The organism is Microbacterium invictum (assembly GCF_034421375.1).
Lineage (GTDB): Bacteria > Actinomycetota > Actinomycetes > Actinomycetales > Microbacteriaceae > Microbacterium > Microbacterium invictum_A.
The window spans coordinates 3,005,132-3,025,550 of sequence record NZ_CP139779.1 but is presented as its reverse complement, the minus strand read 5'-3'; the positions used below and the strand labels follow the sequence as shown (position 1 = coordinate 3,025,550).

General features: G+C 71.9%; 17 protein-coding genes. 11 read left to right on the top strand and 6 right to left on the bottom strand.

Annotated features, from left to right (window positions below):
- Positions 1-103: 103 nt before the first annotated feature.
- The 5 genes from T9R20_RS14530 to T9R20_RS14510 all read left to right on the top strand — a co-directional run bounded on the left by T9R20_RS14530 (position 104) and on the right by T9R20_RS14510 (position 10,351).
- Positions 104-2,071, top strand: a complete 1,968-nt coding sequence (locus tag T9R20_RS14530) for an alpha-galactosidase (RefSeq protein WP_322410024.1) — start codon at positions 104-106, stop codon at positions 2,069-2,071.
- Between the two features lie 44 nt (positions 2,072-2,115).
- Positions 2,116-5,241 (top strand): alpha-mannosidase, encoded by a 3,126-nt coding sequence (locus T9R20_RS14525; RefSeq protein ID WP_322410023.1) that lies wholly within the window; start codon positions 2,116-2,118, stop codon positions 5,239-5,241.
- On the top strand, positions 5,238-8,192 hold the full coding sequence (locus T9R20_RS14520; protein ID WP_322410022.1) for a glycoside hydrolase family 2 TIM barrel-domain containing protein: 2,955 nt from the start codon (positions 5,238-5,240) through the stop codon (positions 8,190-8,192). Before T9R20_RS14525 ends, T9R20_RS14520 begins: the two co-directional genes overlap by 4 nt.
- A complete protein-coding gene (locus T9R20_RS14515; RefSeq protein WP_322410021.1) occupies positions 8,185-9,489 on the top strand; it encodes a hypothetical protein in 1,305 nt (434 codons plus the stop codon). The genes T9R20_RS14520 and T9R20_RS14515 overlap by 8 nt, the downstream gene beginning before the upstream one ends.
- 61 nt (positions 9,490-9,550) lie before the next feature.
- Positions 9,551-10,351, top strand: a complete 801-nt coding sequence (locus T9R20_RS14510) for an IclR family transcriptional regulator (protein ID WP_322410020.1) — start codon at positions 9,551-9,553, stop codon at positions 10,349-10,351.
- Here T9R20_RS14510 and T9R20_RS14505 read toward each other — a convergent pair.
- From T9R20_RS14505 to T9R20_RS14495, 3 genes are all read right to left on the bottom strand, one after another.
- Positions 10,345-11,019: an SDR family NAD(P)-dependent oxidoreductase gene (locus T9R20_RS14505; protein ID WP_322410019.1), complete on the bottom strand. Its 675-nt coding sequence runs from the start codon at positions 11,017-11,019 to the stop codon at positions 10,345-10,347. The two genes, T9R20_RS14510 and T9R20_RS14505, sit on opposite strands and share 7 nt — an antisense overlap.
- On the bottom strand, positions 11,016-11,876 hold the full coding sequence (locus T9R20_RS14500; RefSeq protein ID WP_322410018.1) for a fumarylacetoacetate hydrolase family protein: 861 nt from the start codon (positions 11,874-11,876) through the stop codon (positions 11,016-11,018). Before T9R20_RS14500 ends, T9R20_RS14505 begins: the two co-directional genes overlap by 4 nt.
- 68 nt (positions 11,877-11,944) lie before the next feature.
- The gene (locus tag T9R20_RS14495; protein ID WP_322410017.1) at positions 11,945-12,832 is read right to left on the bottom strand and encodes an oxidoreductase; all 888 of its coding nucleotides are present in this window, start codon (positions 12,830-12,832) and stop codon (positions 11,945-11,947) included.
- A gap of 70 nt (positions 12,833-12,902) precedes the next feature.
- Between T9R20_RS14495 and T9R20_RS14490 the strand changes: the two genes are divergently transcribed.
- The gene (locus tag T9R20_RS14490; RefSeq protein ID WP_322410016.1) at positions 12,903-13,778 is read left to right on the top strand and encodes an SGNH/GDSL hydrolase family protein; all 876 of its coding nucleotides are present in this window, start codon (positions 12,903-12,905) and stop codon (positions 13,776-13,778) included.
- On the opposite strand, the gene T9R20_RS14485 is transcribed toward T9R20_RS14490, so the two are convergent.
- On the bottom strand, positions 13,764-14,318 hold the full coding sequence (locus tag T9R20_RS14485; RefSeq protein WP_322410015.1) for a peptidase M23: 555 nt from the start codon (positions 14,316-14,318) through the stop codon (positions 13,764-13,766). The two genes, T9R20_RS14490 and T9R20_RS14485, sit on opposite strands and share 15 nt — an antisense overlap.
- A gap of 88 nt (positions 14,319-14,406) precedes the next feature.
- Here T9R20_RS14485 and T9R20_RS14480 point away from each other — a divergent pair, with 88 nt between their 5' ends.
- Positions 14,407-16,422, top strand: a complete 2,016-nt coding sequence (locus T9R20_RS14480; protein WP_322410014.1) for an acyltransferase family protein — start codon at positions 14,407-14,409, stop codon at positions 16,420-16,422.
- On the opposite strand, the gene T9R20_RS14475 is transcribed toward T9R20_RS14480, so the two are convergent.
- Complete coding sequence (locus tag T9R20_RS14475) at positions 16,404-16,877, bottom strand: GNAT family N-acetyltransferase (protein ID WP_322410013.1); 474 nt, start codon at positions 16,875-16,877, stop codon at positions 16,404-16,406. The genes T9R20_RS14480 and T9R20_RS14475 overlap by 19 nt on opposite strands.
- Positions 16,878-16,922: 45 nt before the next feature.
- On the opposite strand from T9R20_RS14475, the gene T9R20_RS14470 reads away from it, so the two are divergent.
- The 4 genes from T9R20_RS14470 (at position 16,923) to T9R20_RS14455 (ending at position 19,585) form a co-directional block, all read left to right on the top strand.
- Positions 16,923-17,342: an MmcQ/YjbR family DNA-binding protein gene (locus tag T9R20_RS14470; protein ID WP_322410012.1), complete on the top strand. Its 420-nt coding sequence runs from the start codon at positions 16,923-16,925 to the stop codon at positions 17,340-17,342.
- A gap of 61 nt (positions 17,343-17,403) precedes the next feature.
- On the top strand, positions 17,404-18,870 hold the full coding sequence (locus tag T9R20_RS14465; RefSeq protein ID WP_322410011.1) for a glutamate--cysteine ligase: 1,467 nt from the start codon (positions 17,404-17,406) through the stop codon (positions 18,868-18,870).
- A 39-nt stretch (positions 18,871-18,909) separates the two neighbouring features.
- Positions 18,910-19,173 carry a type II toxin-antitoxin system prevent-host-death family antitoxin gene (locus T9R20_RS14460; protein WP_322410010.1) on the top strand — a complete coding sequence of 88 codons (264 nt, stop codon included), beginning with the start codon at positions 18,910-18,912 and terminating at the stop codon, positions 19,171-19,173.
- A 19-nt stretch (positions 19,174-19,192) separates the two neighbouring features.
- Positions 19,193-19,585, top strand: coding sequence for a type II toxin-antitoxin system VapC family toxin (locus tag T9R20_RS14455; protein ID WP_322410009.1), 393 nt, complete (start codon positions 19,193-19,195; stop codon positions 19,583-19,585).
- A gap of 23 nt (positions 19,586-19,608) precedes the next feature.
- Here the strand turns inward: T9R20_RS14455 and T9R20_RS14450 are convergent, their stop codons facing one another.
- On the bottom strand, positions 19,609-20,394 hold the full coding sequence (locus T9R20_RS14450; protein ID WP_322410008.1) for a siderophore-interacting protein: 786 nt from the start codon (positions 20,392-20,394) through the stop codon (positions 19,609-19,611).
- Positions 20,395-20,419 lie beyond the last annotated feature (25 nt).

Below are 20,419 nucleotides of genomic sequence, written 5' to 3'. Positions count from 1 at the left end.
GGATTGATCGTACCAAAGCAGGTTCTTCCCGCCTCGAGGTCTCTCTTGACGCGCGGTGTGTCGCATTAGATATGATCTAAGAACCCCCGCCACCCTGAGGACGATGATGACCCCAGATTCACCGGCAGCTGCCGAACTCGTCGGCGACGGCGCCGAGCTCCGCCTGCACGGGCAGGTGATCGCCCGGCTGGAGCGCGGGCTGGTGGTCGCCGATCGCGACGGTCTCACGCGGGACTGGTCGCTCGTGCGCGTCGGGTCGGGCGGGGTCTGGGAGGTGCGCCTCGAGCTCCGCAACGACGGCGACGCGCCGGTCACCGTGACGCGCATGGATTCCTGCGCCCTCGCCCTCGACATGGGCGCGGACCCCACCCACTGGCGGACGAACTGGTATCGCTCGGCGTGGGGGGATGAGTTCCGACCCCGCCACGGCACCACGCGTCACGACCTTTTCCTCGATGTCCGGTCAGGACGATCCTCGCATGGCTCGGCGCCGTGGCTCGGCATCGAGCGGGAGGATGACCGCGCCGCGGTGATCATCTGCCCGGCGTGGAGCGGGAACTGGCACATCGCCGCCCTCTCGGGAGGGTCTGTCACCGCCGGCATCTCGCCGTGGCGCTTCTCGGTGACGCTCCGCCCTGGCGAACAGGTCACCGCCCCGTCGGTCGTCATCGCGGCCGCAGCGGATCTGGACGCCGCCGCCGTCGAGCTGCAGCGCGCGGTGCGCGATCACTGGCTCGCCCGGTCGACCTTCGCCGACACCGTGCCCACCGAGTGGAACCACTGGTGGCCCTACGAGGACGCCGAGGTGACCGAGGAGGTCATCTCCCGCAACGCGGTCGAGGCGGCCGCGCTCGGACTGGAGGTCGCGACCGTCGACGCGGGATGGTTCGGCGCGTCCGACGCCGCCAGCGACTGGCAGGAGCAGCGCGGGGACTGGACGGATGTCAACACCGAGCGCTTCCCCTCGGGGCTGCCCGCGCTCGGCGACGCGATCCGGGCGGCGGGCGTGCTCCCGGGCATCTGGATCGAGGCCGAGGCGGTGGGCCGCAGCGCGCGGGTGCGGGCGGAGCACCCCGATCTCCTCGCCGCTGCCGACGGGAACGCGCAGCCCGATCCTTCGTACCGTCGGATGACGGTGTCGCTCGATCCCGAGGATCCGGGATTCCTGGGCTACGTCTGTCTCGGCTCCCCCGCGGGGCGGGCGCACCTCCGGTCGTCGCTCGGCGATCTCATCGAGCGGGTCGGTGCGCGGTGGATCAAGCTGGACTTCAACGTCGATCCCGATTCCGGATGCACCCGCACCGATCACGGGCACGGTGCCGGCGACGGGCTGTTCCGCCACTACGAGGGGCTCTACCGGGTTCTCGACGAGGTGCGCGGGAGGTACCCCGACGTCTTCCTGGAGGCCTGCTCGTCGGGAGGTCTGCGCATCGACCTCGGACTCGCCCGTCACGTGCACGCGTTCTTCCTGAGCGATCCCGACTACACCGAGCATCACCTCGAGGTGCTGCACGGTGCGTCGCGCATGCTGCCGCCGCTCGCCATCCTGCACTGGTCGCAGTCGCAGTGGCGTGGGGCCTACCCGCCGCAGCAGCGGGCATGGGCGGAGGTCGAGCCGGCGGAGTTCCGCACGATGCTGCGGGCCGCGATGCTGCACCGCTTCGGTGTCAGTCTCCGACTGACCGAGCTCGCCCCGGCGCTGCGCGATGTGCTGGATGAGCACGTGCGTCTGTTCCGCACCGAGATCGCGCCGCTCGTGCGCGACGGGGTGCTCCGCCCGCTCTCGCCGACGCCCGAACGCGGCGGCCTCGGTGAGCGGGCACCGGCGTTCCAGCTCTCCTCCGACCAGGAGGACCGTCACATCGTCGCCGCCTTCGTGCTCTCGGGCGGGCGGCCGCCCGCGCGCGTGCGCCTTCGCGCCCTCGACCCTGAGACGCGCTACCGCGTGACCGATCTCGCCACGGGCGAGACGTCGTCGGCCGACGGTCGCGAACTCGTCGATGTCGGAGTCGCCCTCCCTGCGTCCGGCGACGCGACCTCGTGGCTCCTCGCCGTCGCACCGGCATCCTGATCCCCCTCCCACCCCGAAAGCCCCGCACCCCCCAGGAAGTCACCGTGCACAGCGATCACGCCCTCGTCGAAGCCCGGCTGCGCCGCTTCACCGCCGATCACCTGACCCCCGCCGTCTACCGCGACGCGCACCCGCTCCGCGCCGCGGCCTGGAGCGTCCCCCGGGAGCCGGTGCCGTTCGATGAGGCCGTCGGGCAGCCGTTCGAGCCCGTTCCGCTCGGCTGGCGGTGGGGGCGCGCCTGGTCCACCGTCTGGTTCCGGGTCACCGGCGCACTCCCCGCGTCGTGGCGGGACGGCGCCCCGGCGGGGACGAAAGTCGAGGTCCTCGTCGACTTCGGCTACAACCGCTCGCGCTCCGGCTTCCAGGCCGAGGGTCTGGTCTACCGGCCGGACGGCACGCCGATCAAGGCCATCGCGCCGTTGAACTCCTGGGTCTCGTGGAACCCCGCCGACGGCGACGTCGACCTTCTCATCGAAGCGGCGGCCAACCCCGACGTCGCGGGCGAGTACACCTTCGAGCCGACACCGCTGGGAGAGTGGGATGCCGCGGGCGACGAGCCCCTGTACGAACTCCGCCAGCTCGAGGTGGCACTGCGGGATGAGACCGTCTGGGAGCTGGTCCAGGACGTCTGGACCCTCACCGGGCTGATGCAGGAGCTTCCCGAGTCGTCCTCGCGGCGCCACGAGATCCTCCGAGCGCTCGAGACGATGATGGATGCCGTCGACCCCGACGACGTCGCGGCGACCGCCGAGAACGGCCGGCACATGCTCCGCGGGGTGCTCTCGGCGCCCGCGAGCGCGTCGGCTCACCGCATCCTGGCGACCGGCCACGCCCACATCGACTCGGCCTGGCTGTGGCCCATCCGAGAGACCGTGCGCAAGTGCGCGCGCACCTTCACCAATGTCGCCGCCCTCATGGACGACGATCCCGACTTCGTCTTCTCGTGCTCGTCCGCCCAGCAGTACGCCTGGCTCAAGGAGCACCATCCCCGCGTCTATGCGCGCATCCGCGAGAAGGTCTCCGCCGGCACGTTCGTCCCGGTCGGCGGCATGTGGGTGGAGTCCGACACGAACATGCCCGGGTCCGAGGCCCTCGCCCGGCAGTTCGTCGCCGGCAAGCGCTTCTTCGTGGAGGAGTTCGGCATCGAGTGCGAGGAGGCCTGGCTCCCCGACTCCTTCGGCTACTCCGCCGCCCTGCCCCAGATCGTCGCCGCCGCCGGGGAGCGATGGTTCCTCACGCAGAAGATCTCGTGGAATCAGACCAACCGCTTCCCCCACCACACGTTCCGCTGGGAGGGCATCGACGGCACCCGCGTCTTCACCCACTTCCCGCCGGTCGACACCTACATCAGCGAGCTCTCGGGCGCCGAGCTCGCCCATGCGGAGCGGAACTTCAGCGAGAAGGGCCGCGCGACGATGTCGCTCGTCCCGTTCGGGTGGGGCGACGGCGGCGGGGGTCCGACGCGGGAGATGCTGGCCGCCGCCCAGCGCACCGCCGACCTGGAGGGGTCGCCGCGCGTCACGGTCGGTGCGCCGCGCGACTTCTTCGCCGCGGCCGAGGAGGAGTACCCCGATGCGCCGGTGTGGGCCGGGGAGATGTACCTCGAACTCCACCGCGGCGTCTTCACCTCGCAGTTGCGCACCAAGCAGGGGAACCGCCGCAACGAGGCGCTGCTGCGGGAGGCCGAGCTGTGGGCGACCACGGCCGCCGTCCGGCGGGGGCACCCCTACCCCGCGGAGCGGCTGCGGCGAGCCTGGGAGACGGTCATGCTCCTGCAGTTCCACGACATCCTCCCGGGTTCCGCGATCGCGTGGGTGCACCGAGAGGCCGAGGAGCGGCACGCCGCGGTGTCGGCCGAGCTCGCGGAGATCATCGCCGACGCCCTCGACGCGCTCGATCCCCTCGACGCCCTCGACGCCCTGCGTGCCGACGAATCGAGCGCGCACGATCGCGGCAGGGTACGCGTGAACGCCAGCCCGTTCCCGCGCGCAGGCACCCCGGCTCTGGGAGCCGCCGTCACGTCGGAGCCGGTCCGCGAGGTCGAGGTGACCGGACCCACCCGGGCCGATGACGACATCGTGCTCGACAACGGCCTCGTGCGGGTCGTGGTCGACGCGGCCGGACACATCCGCTCCCTCGCCTCGCACGCGGACGGTCGCGACGCGGTGCCGCCCGGTGTGGCGTTCGGTGTGCTGCGGCTGCACCGCGACCTGCCCAACCTCTGGGACGCGTGGGACCTCGACGCCCACTACCGCCGGACCGTCACCGAGCTGACCGCGCTCGACGAGCGCACGGTCGAGCGCACGATCGAGAGCACCGTCGATGGCACCGTCGAGGGCGACGCGGACGGCGGCGCGGCGGTCGTCGTGGTGCGCCGCTTCGGCGCATCGTCGGTCAGCGAGCGCATCGTGCTGCGGCCGGGCGCGGCCGATCTCGAGCTCGCGTTCGAGATCGACTGGCACGAGCGCGAGAAGATCCTCAAGCTCGCCATGCCGTTCGACGTCCACGCCGACAGGGTCGCCGCCGAGACCCAGTTCGGGCACGTCTTCCGCCCCACCCACACCAACACCAGCTGGGACGACGCGCGCTTCGAGGCCTGCCAGCACCGCTTCGTCCATCTCGCGGAGCCCGGCTGGGGCGTCGCGGTGGCAAACGACTCCACTTACGGGTACGACGTCGAGCGCCAGACCCGCGACGACGGCGGGACGACGACATCCGTCCGCTTCTCGCTTCTGCGCGCCGCGGTCTTCCCCGACCCCGACGCCGACCAGGGCCGGCATGTGCTGCGCTTCCGGGTGCGCCCGGGCGCCGAGGTGATGGATGCGGTGGCCCTCGGGTACGCCCTCGCCTTCCCGCTCCGCGAGGCGCGTCGCCCCCTCGCGCCGCTGGTCTCGTCGACCGCGCCCTCGGTACTCGTCGAGACGGTCAAGCAGGCCGAGGACGGCAGCGGCGATGTCATCGTCCGCGTGTACGAGGCGGGCGGGAGGCGCGCCCGCACGCGGATCGGCTTCCATGCGCGATCCGCCTCGGTGCACCTCACCGACCTCCTCGAGCGCGAACTCGACGGCGACATGGGCTCGGTGAGCGCCACCGACGACGGGTGCGCGATCGACCTCGACTTCCGGCCGTTCCAGTTCCGCACGCTCCGCTTCTCGGGGGTGGGCGCATGATCGTCCGACCGGAGCAGCCGCAGGCACGAGACGACCCGGGTCCGCCGATCGGCACCGCTCCCACGGTGGCGAGCTGGACCACGGATGCCGCGGAGTGGAACCTCGACGGCACGTGGGAGTTCCGATGGTCGCCGTCCTCGGCGCATCAGCGGGAGGGGGGATGGGGATCGATCCCCGTCCCGGCGAGTTTCGTCATGCCCTCCCTCGACCGCGACGCCGCTCCCGCGGGCGACCACGGTCGTCCGGCCTATACGAACAAGTGGTACCCGTTCCCCATCGATCCTCCGCGTCCGCCGGACGAGAATCCGGTCGGGGAGTATCGCCGGCGCTTCCCCCTCGCCGATCCGCCGCCGCGCGCCGAGCTGCGCTTCGGCGGTATCGAGGGTGCGGGCGAGGTGCGGCTGAACGGCGTGCTCCTCGGCTCGACGCGGGGGAGTCGTCTGCCGATGGCCTTCGACGTGTCGGGTCTGCTGGAGGGCGAGAACCTCCTCGAGGTGCGTGTGCATCAGTTCAGCGCCGCAACCTACCTCGAAGACCAGGATGCCTGGTGGCTGCCGGGCATCATCCGGTCGGTGGTCCTGCGCGCCAGACCCGTGGGCGGCGTCCGCGACGTGCGGGTGCGCGCCGAATGGACACCCTCCGGAGGGATGCTCACGGTCATGCCCGAGCTCGACTCCGCCCTCGAGCCCGGGGCCGAGGTCGCGATCGAGATCGCCGAGCTGGGAACGACGGTGCGGGCGGGCCACCCCACGCCCGTGCGCGACGCGCTCCCCTGGTCGGCCGAGGACCCGGTGCTCTACACCCTGCGTGTGCGCACGCCCGCCGAGACGGTGACGCACCGGATCGGCTTCCGCACGGTGGGCATCGTCGACGGGGTGTTCCAGGTCAACGGCGTGCCGGTGTCGCTGCGGGGGGTCAACCGGCACGAACACCATCCGCGCCTGGGTCGGCACGTCCCGCCCGAGGTGGTGACCGCAGAGCTGCTGATGATGAAGAGGCACAACATCAACGCCGTCCGCACCTCTCACTATCCGCCCGATCCGCTCTTCCTTGACCTCGCCGACCGCCTCGGGTTCTGGGTGGTCGACGAGTGCGACGTCGAGACGCACGGATTCGGCGAGATCGACTGGCGCGGCAACCCGATGGACGACCCGCGCTGGGAGCCGGCGCTGCGCGATCGCGTGGCCCGCATGGTCGAGAGGGACAAGAACCATCCCTGCGTCATCCTGTGGTCGCTCGGCAACGAAGCGGGCGAGGGAGGCAACGTCGCCGCGATGGCGGACGAGTTCCGCTCCCGCGACGACAGCCGCCCGCTCCACTACGAGGGCGATCAGTCCAGCGCCCACGTCGATGTGTGGTCGCGGATGTACGCCCATCCCGACGAGGTCGCCGAGATCGCCATCGGGGTCGAGCCGGCGCTCGCCGACGACGCGCTCGACGCGCGGCGCCGGGCGATGCCGTTCGTCCTCTGCGAGTACGCGCATGCGATGGGCACGGGTCCCGGGGGACTCACCGAGTACCAGGACCTGTTCGACGCTCATCCGCGCCTCATGGGCGGATTCATCTGGGAGTGGCTCGAACACGGCGTGCAGGTCGACACCGACCAGGGCCCGGTGACCCGGTACGGCGGCGACTTCGGCGAACCGCTCCACGACAGCAACGACGTGATCGACGGTCTGGTGTCGGCCGAGCGCCGCCCACGCGCACAGCTGACCGACCTCGCCCAGGTGTTCGCGCCGCTGCGGGTGACGATCGACGGCGCGCGGCTTCACGTGGTCTCGCGCCTGGACCACACGGACTCCTCGCGATACGCCCTCCGCTACCGGATCGAGGATGCTGCGGGGGTGCGCGACAGCGGTCCGATCACCGCGCCGCCGCTTCCGCCGCGGGGCCGGACGACGCTCGATCTGCCCCAGGTCCCGCCCTTGGCGGTGCTCACCGTCGAGGTCGTCCAGGTGGGGGAGACGGCCTGGGCGCCCGGCGGGTGGGTCGTCTCGCGCGTGTCGACCGCCGTCCCCGCGGGCATCGCGGCGCAGCGCCGCGGGGCGGCGCCGGTGCGCCGTCTCACCCTCGCCGACGTCGATCTCGACCCCGCGACGGGTGCGTTGCGGCGCCTCGGCGACCTGGAGGTGACCGACTGGCGGGTGATGCTCGACCGCGTGCCCACCGACAACGACCGGCACGCAGGGTGGGACGAGATCCTCGAGTTCTCGTACGCGGAACGGTGGCGGCTTCTCGGACTCCACGACCTGCGCTCGCGCCTGGTCTCGATCGAGCGCGTATCGGTCGACGGCCCGGACGGCGAGATCCGTGTCCGCACCGTCGTGGGAGGGCCGGCGGTCGACGCGCGGGTGTCGTGCCGCTGGCGGTGGCGGGCCGTCGACGGGGGCATCCGTCTCGATCTCGCCGTCGACCCGGAGGGGCACTGGCCGGCGTGGACGGCGCACTGGGCGCGCGTGGGCGTGGGGTTCTCGCTCCCCGGCGAGGGCCGGCTGGAGTGGTGCGGGCGGGGACCGGGTCCCGCGTACCCCGACCTCGGACAGGCGGCGACGGCGGGATGGTTCGCCGGCGCGGTCGCCGAGCTGCAGGAGCGCACCGTGCGGCCGCAGGAGGCGGGCGCGCGGGCGGCCTCGTGGGTGCGTGTGGCGGCGGGTGGGCAGACGCTCGAGGTCGGACTCGACACCGCGTCGCCGCGCGGGCCGGTGAACGATCCCGCGATCACCGTGCGCCCGTGGTCCGAGGCCGCGCTCTGGGCGGCGGCGCACGACGACGAGCTGATCCCCGACGGGCGCACCCATGTCGTGCTCGACCTCGTGCGCGCGGGGGTGGGCACGGCGCGGTGCGGTCCGGGTGTCCTCCCCGCCTACCGGCTCGAAGCGCAGCCCGTGCGCGGGTCCCTCGTGTTCTTCACCCCCGATGCATCCGATGCGAACGGAGACCGTCATGACTGAGCCCGATCCCTCCCCGGCCGCGGCGGATCCCGTCGGCGATCGCGAACCCCGCGACATCCGCACCGGTGTCGACGGCATCGTCCTGCGGCTGTCGCCGATCGAGCGGGTGACGTTCCGGTCGTTCGTCGATTGCAACATGGCGGCGGCATGGGTGGGGGACCGGTTCCGGATCTTCCCCGGCAAGTACGGCGAAGACCCGGTCTGGGGCGAAGCCCGCGACCTGAAGATCGGCGAGGGCGCCGGCGTCGGCGATGCCTTCGCCAGTGAGCCCGAGGCCTTCCGCACTCCGGTCCTCCCGCCCAACGCACCGCCCGGCACGCCCGGCCTCCACGGCGCGATCTGGTTCGAGACGGTCTACCAGGACCCCCGGGACGCTTCCGGGAAGACCCTCTACGCGCTGTACCACAACGAGAACTACCCCGAGACCCTGCCGTACGATCCCGCGACGGGCGAGGGGATGAGCGATCGGGACTGGCCGCCGGGACTCAAGGGGGACGACTCCATCCAGGCCGCCCCCCGCATCGGCATCATGCGATCCGTCGACGGCGGCGAGAGCTGGGACGACCGCGGCATCCTGCTGGAGGACCGCGACGAGCGGATGATCCGGCTGCCCGTCAATCGCAACTACTGCTTCCCCGGCGGGGTGGGGGACCCGAGCGCCGTGGCCAGCGGCGACCACCTCTACGTCTTCTTCGGCGAGTACGCCTACCCCGCGCCGTTCGACGCGGCGACCTGGAGCGCCGAGGTCGAGGCATCCGGCCAGTGCGTGAGCGTCGCGCGCGTGGCGCTGGCCGACCTGGACGACCCGGCCGGAGCCGCGCGCCGCTGGGACGGCGAGGCGTTCGCGGCACCCTGGGATGCGGCGGGTCAGCCCATCCGCGCCCTCCAGATCGACCGGGAGTCAGGTGGCGGCGCGGTGTCGCAGGGCGACGAGCGCTACTACTGGGGCCCGTCGGTCAGCTGGAACGAGCACCTCGGCGTCTGGGTGATGCTGATGGGCCGGGTCGACGGCGCCTTCTGGGTGGGCGACAGCATCTTCGTGTCGATCAATCCGCACGCCGATCTCGGCGAGGGGCGGAACGCCCAGGACTGGTCGCCGCCGGTCGAAGTGCTGCGTCGCCCGGGGCACACCCTGTGGTACCCCGCGCTGCAGCCGACCGACAGCGAGGAGGATCGTTCGGCGCGGCGCACCTCGGTGCGGCTCGGCCGCGAGGCCCGCCTGTTCGTGAAGGACATCACCGACACCGACGCGGACTACGTGTGCGACTTCGCGGTGGAGTTCGTCCGAGAGACGTGACCGGCGACGGCCGCTTCGGCGCGCACGGCTACGATGCCCCTAGCGGACGGAGGGGGAGCGCATGACCGAGGTCGCGGGTGACGAGCCGCGACTCGTCGGCAGCGACCGCGTTCTGGCCGTGCTCTCGGCCCTGGGCTCCCACCCCCGTGGCGCCACCCTGGACCAGCTGAGTCACGAGGTGTCCAGCCCCAAGCCGACCGTCCACCGGGCGCTCGCGGCGCTCCGCCGCGCGGGATTCGTCGAGCAGATCGAGCGCGGCGTCTACGCGATCGGCGATGAGTTCCTCCGCATCGCGTTCCAGACCGCCGCGGAGCGACCGGATGTCGCCAGGGTCCGTCCCGTGCTCGACGAGCTGACGGCGACCTTCGGTGAGACGGCCCACTATGCCGTCCTCGATGGGGCGGAGGTCGTCTACCGGGCCAAGACCGACCCGCCCGCCGGGGCGGTGCGCCTCACCTCGGTCGTCGGCGGACGGAACCCCGCCTCGCGCACGGCGGTCGGAAAGCTCTTGCTGACCGGCCGGGTGCAGAGCGAAGCCGACCTCCGCGCGATCGTCGGGGACGGCCCCCTGGACGCCCGGACACCCCGCACCATCACCGATGTCGGAGCTCTGTGGCGAGAACTGGAGCTCACCCGGGAGCGGGGCTACGCCGTCGACGATCAGGAGAACGAGCTCGGCATCACCTGCGTCGCGGTGGCTCTCCCCTCGGTCGACGGGGCGGCACCGGTGGGCGCCGTGAGCGTCAGCGCCCTGGCGTTCCGCATGTCGCTGGCAGACCTCGTCTCGGCCGTGCCGAGGATCCAGGCCATCGTCGCCGGCGGCAGCGGCCCGCGCGGCGGCGAGGGCGAGTCCGGTCAGTAGACGGCACGGCCGCCGCTGATGTCGTAGACGGCGCCGGTCGAGAAGCTCACCCGGTCGGATGCGAGCCACGCCACGAGTTCGGCGACCTCCTGCGGCTCGCCGACGCGCTTCATCGGGATGAGGCTGGTGATGTGGGCGAGGACGTCGGGGGCGGTCGTGGCGTTCATCGGCGTGGCGATGACCGCGGGGGCGATGGCATTGACGAGGACGCCGGTGGTCGCGAGCTCCTTCCCCGCCGACTTCGTCAGGGCGATCACAGCGGCCTTGGATGCCGAGTACGCGGCGAGATTCGGGTTGCCGTCCTTCCCCGCCATGCTCGCGAAGTTCACCACGCGGCCCCAGCCGCCCGACACCATGCCGGGGACGAAGGCGCGCATCATCGACACGACCCCGAGGACGTTGACCTCGAAGGTCGCCCGCCACGCGCCGAGTGCCGTCTCCACGAGGGGGAGGTTCGGTCCCACGATCCCGGCGGAATTGATGAGGATGTCGACGGCGCCGATCCGTCGCGCGAGGTCGGCGACGGCGGCCTCGTCGGTGACATCCACGCGCTCGTCGACGTCGCCGGCGCGGTCGACCCGGATGACCTCGACGCCGTCGCCGCTCAGCCTCTCCGCGGTCGCGGCTCCCAGACCCTGCGCCGCGCCGGTGACCACGGCGCGTCTCATCGCGGACCCACCACGGTCTGGCGCTGCGCGCCGAGCCGGTCGATCGCGACGTCCATCACGTCTCCCGGGCGCAGCCACACCGGTGGCGTGTGGCCCATGCCCACCCCGGGCGGGGTGCCGGTGTTGATGAGGTCGCCGGGCTCGAGCACGAGGAACTGGCTGATGTAGTGCACGAGGAAGAACGGATCGAAGATCATCGTCGCGGTCGACCCGTCCTGACGACGCGTGCCGTTGACGTCCAGGCGCATGCCGAGGCTCCGGACGTCGGGGATCTCGTCCGGCGTGACGAGCCACGGACCGGCGGGGTTGAAGGTCTCGGCCGATTTGCCCTTCAGCCACTGGCCGCCGCGCTCCATCTGGAACGCCCGCTCGCTGACGTCGTTGACGACGGTGAACCCGGCGATGTGCCGGCGTGCGTCCTCGGGGCTGGCGAGGTAGCTGGCACGGGTGCCGATGACGATGCCGAGCTCGACCTCCCAGTCGAGCTTCTCGCCGCCCCGCGGCATCCGCACGTCGTCGTTCGGTCCGACGAGGGTGTTCGGCGACTTGGTGAAGAGGATGGGCTCGGCGGGAACCGCCTGGCCGGTCTCGGCGGCGTGGTCGGAGAAGTTCAGTCCGACGCAGATGATCTGGTGGGGCCGCGCGAACGGTGCGCCGATGCGCTCACCCGCGAGACGGTGCACCGCGCCGCGCGAGACACGATCCGCCACGACGGGCCGCAGGCGGGCGATGCCGTCGCCCGCGAAGAAGCGCTCGTCGACATCCGCCGTCACATCGGAGACATCGACGTACTCCTCGTCGCGGACGAAGACGACCGGCCTCTCCGAACCGACGGGACCGAGTCGCGCGAGCTTCATGGCTCGAGTGTAGGGCTATTCCATTCTCCGATACCAGTTTCCAAATATCGGAATGACGCGGGCCCGCGTCAACCCACGCTTTCCACCCGCGCGCCGGCGGCCGACTCCTCCGCGGCCAGCCGATCGGCGGCGGTGACGCCGAACACGCGCTGCACCGCGGCGTCGAACACCCGGTCGGGCAGCAGCCACCGGGCGAACACGATCGCCTTCGCCGCGAGCGGCACGGTGTAGCGGATCCGCGGCTTCGCAGCATCCACGGCCTGTCCGATCGCATCCGCGACCACCTGCGGTCCGGGCGCCGCCGACTCGGTGTCGGCTGCGGTCAGCGCCCGCACGAGTGCATGTGCCTGCGCGCCGTACGCGGTCTCGCCCGAGACCTCCAGAGCGCTCCGCCGCGAGATCTCGTTCCACTCGGTACGGATCGCGCCGGGCCGGATGAGCACCACCCGCACCCCGTGGGGCGCGAGCTCGACGCGCAGCGAGTTGCTGAGCCCCTCGACGGCGTACTTCGTGGCGTGGTACCAGGCCCCTAGCGGCTCGTAGATGCGGCCGCCGATCGAGGAGATGTTGACGATCGTGCCGCGCCGCTGCCGTCGCATCGTCGGCAGCACCAGCTGGGTGAGCCGGGCGAGCCCGAAGATGTTCACCTCGAACTGGCGGCGTGCCTCGTCGATCGGCACGTCTTCGACAGCGCCGTACGACCCGTATCCGGCGTTGTTGACGAGCACGTCGATACGACCCTGATCATTCAGGATGCCGGTGACGGCGGCCGCCATCGACGCGTCGTCGGTGACGTCGAGGTGGATGACCCGGGCACCGCGGTCGGCGAGGTGCGCCATCCGCTCCACCCGCCGCGCCCCCGCGTAGACGACGAAACCGCGGCGGATCAGTTCGAGGACGGTGGCCTCTCCGATTCCCGAGGATGCTCCGGTGACCAAGGCGACGCGTGAATCCATAGGGAACACAAAACCAGCCGCTCCTGCATGTCTCCTCCGCGGATCTGGTGCGTTTGCCTAGCCTGGCCGGGTGGGGGAGCGGGCACGACGTCGACGGCGCGCTCGCCTGCGCCGTGTGGGGACGGTGCTCGGCGGCATCCTGTTCATCGCGGCGCTGACGTTCGGATGGCTCGCCCTCACCCTCGGGCCCTTGAACGGCGTGGCGCGGGCCGCAGCCCCGCCCGCATCAGACAACGCCGAGGCCGCCACCGCCGAGGCCGCTCCGGCCCCCGCCGCGACGCCCCTCCTGCCCACACCGGTCTTCCCTGACGGACCCGCCGTCCCCGCACCAGCCCCACCGCCCCCGCCGCCCGCCGCCTGGGTGATCGGCGACTCGCAGGCCGCTGCCGACGCGTCCTGGGTCGCGCGTGCCCCCGCCGAACTCGGCTACGACGTGACCCTCTCCGCCCGTGGCGGGATCGGATTCGTCGCAGCGCCGCCCGCCTCGGGGACGACGCCTGCTCACCCGGGCATCCGAGATGCCCTCGCCGCGGGGCTGTGGCAGCCGCCCGCCGACCCCGCACTCATCATCGTCCAGTCAGGCGGCAACGATCAGACCTTCCCGATCGACCACGTGCGTGCCGCCGCCGAGGCCTCGCTCGACCAGCTCGGCGCCGCCTACCCCGATGCCACCCTCGTCGTCGTGGGGCCGCTGGTGCAGGTCGACGCCTGGGCGCCGCAGCGGCGCGCGGTGAGCGAGACGCTCGCCGACGTCGCCGCCGCGCGCCACGTCGCTTTCGTCGACACGACCGGCTGGGTCGCGTCATCCCGCCTGCAGCAGTTCCTCGTCGACGACCGTCACTTCTCGCCCGCGGGGCACGACGCCCTCACCGGAATCTTCGCGCGAGCGCTCGCCGGCCTGGGCGTGAGCGACCCCGCCGCGACGGCGCCGTCAGCAGCCTCCTGAGCCGCTCGGATCCGCGACCAGGGCCTCCGCCGCCGGCCAGAAGGGGGCGTAGTGATCGGGCTGGGCGTTGATCTGCGTCCGGTGCGCGACGAGCGTCGGCTCCATGCTGAGCCGCTCGGGCTCGGGCACCTCGGCGAGCATCGCGCGGTAGAACATCGTCGCGGCGGTGTACGGGTCCATGCGCGCCTCGCGCGTGCCCCACTCGTCCTGCTGCTGGAAGAGGCCGATCGAGGTCGTCGGGCTCCCGTCGGGGTTTCGCACCCCGCTCGTCTCCCAGTCGCCGTAGTCGAGGTTCCGCAGCGACGACTCGCCCATCGCGGTCATCACGGCGATGGTCTGGTCGCGCTCCGAGAGGCCGAGATCCTGGCCGGCGCGGATGATCGTGGCGGCGTTCTCGCGCTGCTCGGCCGTCCAGGTGCGGCACTCGGGCGCGCTCTCGCGGGGCGAGAACAGCACCACGACGGCGATCACCCCGACCACGGCGATCGTCACGAGACCGGCGAGCACGGTCTGGATCCGGGATGCCGCAGAGGAGCGCACCCGCACATGGTGGCACCCGTTCCTGAGTCCCACCCCCGGGGTGGTCCTGTTCGCCGCCCGTTCTCCTCGACCACCTAGACTGCGCCGCGTGACAGCCCCCGACGCGGCGCCGCCCGCGGGCTTCCGCGGCGACATCCAGGGCCTGCGCGCCGTCGCCGTCGGCGCGGTGGTGCTGTACCACGCGGGGGTGCCCTTTCTGCCGGGCGGTTTCGTCGGGGTCGACGTGTTCTTCGTCATCTCCGGCTTCCTCATCACCACCCATCTGCTGGCAGAGCTCGACCGCGAGGGCCGGGTGAAGTTCGCCCGCTTCTACGCCCGGCGCGCGCGGCGCATCCTGCCGGCGGCCTTCGTGGTCCTCGCCGCCTCCGTCGTCGCGGCGCTGATCTGGTACCCGCCGCTTCTTGTGGCGGAGGTGTGGAAGGATGCGGTGGCCACCGCCCTGTACGTCCCGAACTACCTCTTCGCGGTGGAGGGCACCGACTACCTCGCCGAGCAGACGCCCTCGCTGTTCCAGCACTACTGGTCGCTCGGCATCGAGGAGCAGTTCTACCTCGTGTGGCCGCTCGTCTTCGCCGTCGCGGCCGGGTTCGCCCGCACGCGGCGCGCGCTGATCGTCCTCCTCGGCGGCCTCGTCGCGGCGTCGTTCGTCGCGGGCGCGCTTGTGACCTTCACCGATCAGCCGTGGGCGTTCTTCTCCCTTCCCACCCGGGCGTGGGAGCTCGGTGCGGGCGGGCTCCTCGCCGTCGCGGTGAGCCGTGGCATCCGGCTGCCGGCCCGCCTCGCCCCGGTCGCCGGATGGGTCGGGCTCGCGGGGATCGTCGCCGCGATCGTGCTCTTCGACGGTGACACGGTGTTCCCCGGGGTCGCGGCGGCGCTCCCCGTGGCGGCGACGATGCTGGTGATCGTCGCCGGCTCCACGCGCGCGCGGTGGGCGCCGACAGCCGCCCTCTCGACCCGCGGCATGCTCTTCATCGGGGCGATCTCGTACTCGCTGTACCTCGTGCACTGGCCGGCGCTCGTGGTGCCGCAGGCGGCGTCGGGGTTCACCTCGCCGCTCCCGCTCGGGGTGGCTCTCGGGATCGTGGCACTCTGCGTGCCGGTGGCGTGGGTGCTGCACCGTCTCGTCGAAGACCCGGTGCGACGTGCCCCGTGGCTGGTCGCCGCGCGACCGCGGCGCACGCTCCTCGCGGCGCTCGCCGGGTCGGCGGCGTGCATCCTCGTGGCCTCCGCAGCGGGCGTCGCGGCGGCCGCCGAGCCCCTGCGGACGGCCGAGCGGGCGTCATCCGCCGTCACCGCCCCGCCCGCGGCGACGTCCTTCGTCCCTGCCAACGTCACCCCCGACCTGCGCGAGGTGGGCGAGGACGAACCGGTGATCTACGCCGATGACTGCGTCGACGACTACCACTCGGCCGAGGCGAAGGGGTGCGTCTACGGCGACGCCGACGCCCCCCGCATCGTGCTCTACGGCGACTCGCATGCGGCGAGCTGGTTCCCGGCGGTCGCCGGTGCGGCCGAGGCGAAGGGATACGCCGTCCAGGTCTTCACCAAGGCCTCCTGCCGATCGCTCGAGATGGCGCAGGAGCGCGATGGCGTGCCGTACGTCTCCTGCGACCGGTGGCGGGCGAAGGTGCTCGAGACCCTTCGCGACGATCCGCCGGAGCTGGTGATCCTCGCCAACTACGCTGCGGCGGCCGACAACGTCGGCGCGGACGCCTGGGGCGAGGGACTGAGCGGCACGCTCGGCGCGATCGATGCTCCCGTGGTCGTCCTCGCCGACAGCCCCGATCTGCGCTCCGCCCCGGCCGTGTGCCTGTCGGCGCACCTCCGCGACACCGCGCAGTGCGGAGCGCCGGCCGACGAGGCGCTCCGGCCGGAGGTGCGCGCGATCGAGCGCGATGTCGCCGCCGCCGAGGGGGCGGAGGTGGTCGACCTGGCGCGCTTCTTCTGCCAGGACACCTGCGAGCCGATCATCGGCGACACCGTCGTCTACCGCGACGCCCACCATCTCACCGCGACCTTCAGCGCCAAGCTCGCGCCGCCGCTCGCCCGCGAGCTCGCCCCGATCCTGGAGCGGGCGGGCGCGGGTCAGAGCTCCCGGAGGTAGCAGAGCATGCGGTAGTCCTCGCCGGGTTCGATGTTCACGAAACCGTGGCGTTCGTAGAACCGACGGGTGTCATGGTCGATCTCGTCGACGTTGATGTGCATCTCGCCGGCTCCGCGGCCGCGCACCTCGTCGATCGCCGCGGTGAGGACCCGGGTGCCGATTCCGGCGTCGCGGAGCGCCGGACGCACGTAGAGCTCCTCGAGCTGGGCGAGGGGGCCCCGATAGTAGGGCGTCGGTCGCAGCGTGAGGAACGCGAACGCGACCACGTCGCCCGCGGCGGTCTCGGCGAGGACGACCAGGACGTCGTCTCGCCGGAGCAGCTCGGTGAACCGCTCGGCGAAGAACGCCGCCCCCGGGGTCGCCGACTCGAACTCGGTGTTGAAGTCGTCGAGGAGCGCGCCCACCGTCGCGGCATCCTCCTCGGCGGCGAAGCGCACGGTCACCGGCGTCGACATGGCGCCATCATTGCCGATCCGGGGCGAGGGCGGTACCGTTCGCGCGTGAGTCATCCGATCATGTTCGATGAGGCGGATGCTGCGCTGCAGCGCATCCGCGAGATCGCCCTCGCCTTCCCCGGCGCGGCCGAACGCATCTCGCACGGGCGGCCGAACTTCTTCACCACGAAGACCTTCTGCTACTTCGGCGGTTCGGAGCGCGGCGACCATGTGGGGGCGCGCCACGATCGCGCCATCCTCATCCGGCCCGATCCCGTCGACGAGCCGGCGCTGCGGCAGGACCCGCGGTTCTTCGAGCCCGCCTACCTGTGGCCGGCGGGGTGGCTGGGGTTCGACGTCCCTGCCGGTGACGTTCCCGACGCGGACTGGTCCGAGGTCGCCGAGCTCATCGACGCCTCGTATCGCGTGACCGCGCCGAAGACGCTGGTGCGCGAGCTCGACGCGCGCGCGGTCGAGGGCGACTGACCGGCGCGGCCCGGGCCCGCAACCCCTCGCCCCCGGCGGACGGCGCCCCTAGAGTGCCCCCATGGGAGAGGATGTCGCACCGCAGGAGTTCACCCGCGCCGACCGCACACGCCACCGCGAGAAGGTGCGGCAGAACCTCGACGTCTTCGCGCAGATGCTGCGCGAGTCGCGGTTCGACACCGACGACCCGCTCACGGGTCTCGAGGTCGAGTTCAACCTCATCGACGAGGTCGGCGACCCCGCGCTCCGCAACGCTGAGGCGCTCGACGCGATCGCCGACCCGGCGTTCCAGACCGAGCTCGGCCAGTTCAACATCGAGATGAACGTGCCGCCGGCGCGCCTGCGCGGGGGAGGGCTGACGACGTTCGAGGAGGGCCTTCGACGCAGCCTCAATCGCGCCGAGGAGCGTTCGGCGAGCGTGGGCGCGCACCTGGTGATGATCGGCATCCTGCCGACCCTCGCCGAAGGCCACCTCACCCGCGAGACCCTCAGCGCGAACCCCCGGTACGCCCTCCTCAGCGAGCAGATCCTCGACGCCCGCGGGGAAGACATCGCCCTGTCGATCACCGGTGCCGAGAAGCTCCGCACCACGGCCGACTCGATCATTCCCGAAGCGGCATGCACGAGCACGCAGTTCCACGTGCAGACATCGCCCGACGACTTCGCCGCCTACTGGAACGCCTCGCAGGTGATCGCGGGGGTGCAGCTGGCGGTGTCGGCGAACTCGCCCTACCTCCTCGGCAAGGAGCTCTGGCGCGAGACCCGCATCCCGCTGTTCGAGCAGGCCACCGACACCCGGAGCGAGGAGCTCAAGGCGCAGGGCGTCCGCCCGCGCGTGTGGTTCGGCGAGCGGTGGATCACCTCGGTGTTCGACCTGTTCGAAGAGAACGTCCGGTACTTCCCCGCGCTCCTGCCCGTGGTCGACGACGAGGATCCCGCGACCGCGCTCGAGGCCGGGCGTGTGCCGTCGCTGGCCGAGCTCAAGCTCCACAACGGCACCGTGTACCGATGGAACCGCCCGGTCTACGACATCGCCGACGAGATGCCGCACCTGCGGGTGGAGAACCGGCTGCTCGCCGCCGGCCCCACCGTCGCCGACATCATGGCGAACGCCGCGTTCTACTTCGGGCTGGTGCGCGCGCTCGCCGAGGACGAGCGGCCGCTGTGGTCGCAGATGTCGTTCAGTGCCGCGGAGGAGAACTTCCACGCCGGCGCCCGCGACGGCATCGATGCCCGCGTCTACTGGCCCGGGGTCGGCCAGGTTGCGGCGACCGAGCTCGTGCTCCGGCGCCTGCTGCCCCTCGCCCACCGGGGCCTCGAGGCGTGGGGCGTCGAGACCGCCGAGCGCGAGCGCCTGCTCGGCATCATCGAGCAGCGGTGCCTCACGGGTGTCACCGGCGCGGAGTGGTTCATCGGGCGCATGCACCAGCGCCGCAGCATGGAGCGCTTCGACGCCCTGCGCGCGACCCTGCTCGACTACACCGCCGGCATGCACACCAACGAACCGGTGCACACCTGGGAGCGCTGATCTGTCCTCATAGCCGGGTGTTGAGCTACGATGTAGCACATGAGCGAAGTGGGTATTCGAGCGCTGAAGCAGAACGCTTCGGCCGTTGTCGCGGCGGCCGCGGGCGGTGACGTCGTGGTGATCACCGATCGGGGTCGCCCGGTCGCGCAGCTGAGCGCCCTCCCCTCCACCGGCCTCTCCCGCCTGCTGGAGTCAGGTCGGGCTCGTCCGGCTCGTCGGCGCCTGGCCGACCTCCCTCCCGCTGTCGCCGCGCCCTCCGTGTCGGAAGAGCTGGCGGCGATGCGCGACGCCGAGCGCTTCTGATCCCGGGTTCTGTGACGCCGTGGCCTGGTACCTCGACACCTCAGCCCTGACGAAGCTGGTCGTTGCCGAGCCGGAGTCCGACGCTCTGCGTCGGTGGCTGCTCGACGGTGAGAAGACCGTGGTGTCGAGCGATCTCGCCCGCACCGAGCTGGTGCGCTCCGTCCGACGTGTCGACCCGGGTCTCACCGTGCGGGCGAAGACCGTTCTCGACAGCATCATCCTGCTGCAGCTGTCGACGGCGATCCTTGAGCGCGCCGCACTCCTCGACCCGTCTGTGCTTCGTTCGCTCGACGCCGTTCATCTCGCCGCCGCCCTCGAGGTCGGCGACGATCTGGAAGGACTCGTGGCCTATGACACGAGACTCGCCGATGCCGCCGCTCTACTCGGCATCGACGTCGTCGCCCCAGGCTGAGTAGATTCCGCGGCGAGCCCCGCTCAGCGCGGTTTCTTCTCCGAGGTCTCGCCGCGCTTCCAGTACCCCTTGATGATCGTCTGATCGGCGGGCACCGCCCACCGCTCGAGCAGGAGTTCCCGCCCGGGCTTGACGATCGACTGCTCCGCCGCGACGAAGCCCAGGATGCTGCCTTCCGGCCGCTCTTCGTCGCCGAGCGCATCCAGTCGCGCGGCCAGCGCCGAGCCGGGCGCCGTGGTGCCGCGGTGCACCTGCTCGACCACGACGCCCGCGGGCGCGTCGATCGGCAGCTCGTGGGCGGCGTCGGCGACCTCGACCAAGATGCGCCCGCGCGCCTGGTCGTCCATGAGCTCGGCGAAGCGGCGCATCGCCGGCACCGCGGTCTCGTCGCCCGCGAGCATCCAGTAGTCGGGTCGCCCGTCGACGACCTTCGAGCCGCGCGGGCCGCCGATCCCGGCGAGGGCTCCGATCGGCGCCGTCGCGGCCCACGCAGCAGCCACGCCCGCCGTCCCGGCAGCGGGGTCACCATGGATGGCGAACTCAAGTTCGAGCCCGTCGGCGTCGAAGCGGGCCGGGGTGTACTCGCGGCTCGGCGCGGCGCGGAACTCCTCGACCGACTCGGGCTCGCCCTCCGGGAAGAAGATGCGAAGGTGGTCGTCGGCGCCGAGGGAGACGAAGCCGGCGAGCTCGTCTCCGACGAGGCGCACGCGCACGTACCCCGGGGTGAGCCACTCGCGGCTCTGCAGACGGACGCGGCGGAACCGCATCTCGAGACCCTCGGGGCGGAAGGAGAAGGATGACTCGGGCATGGCGCTCTTTCGTTCGGGCTCACCG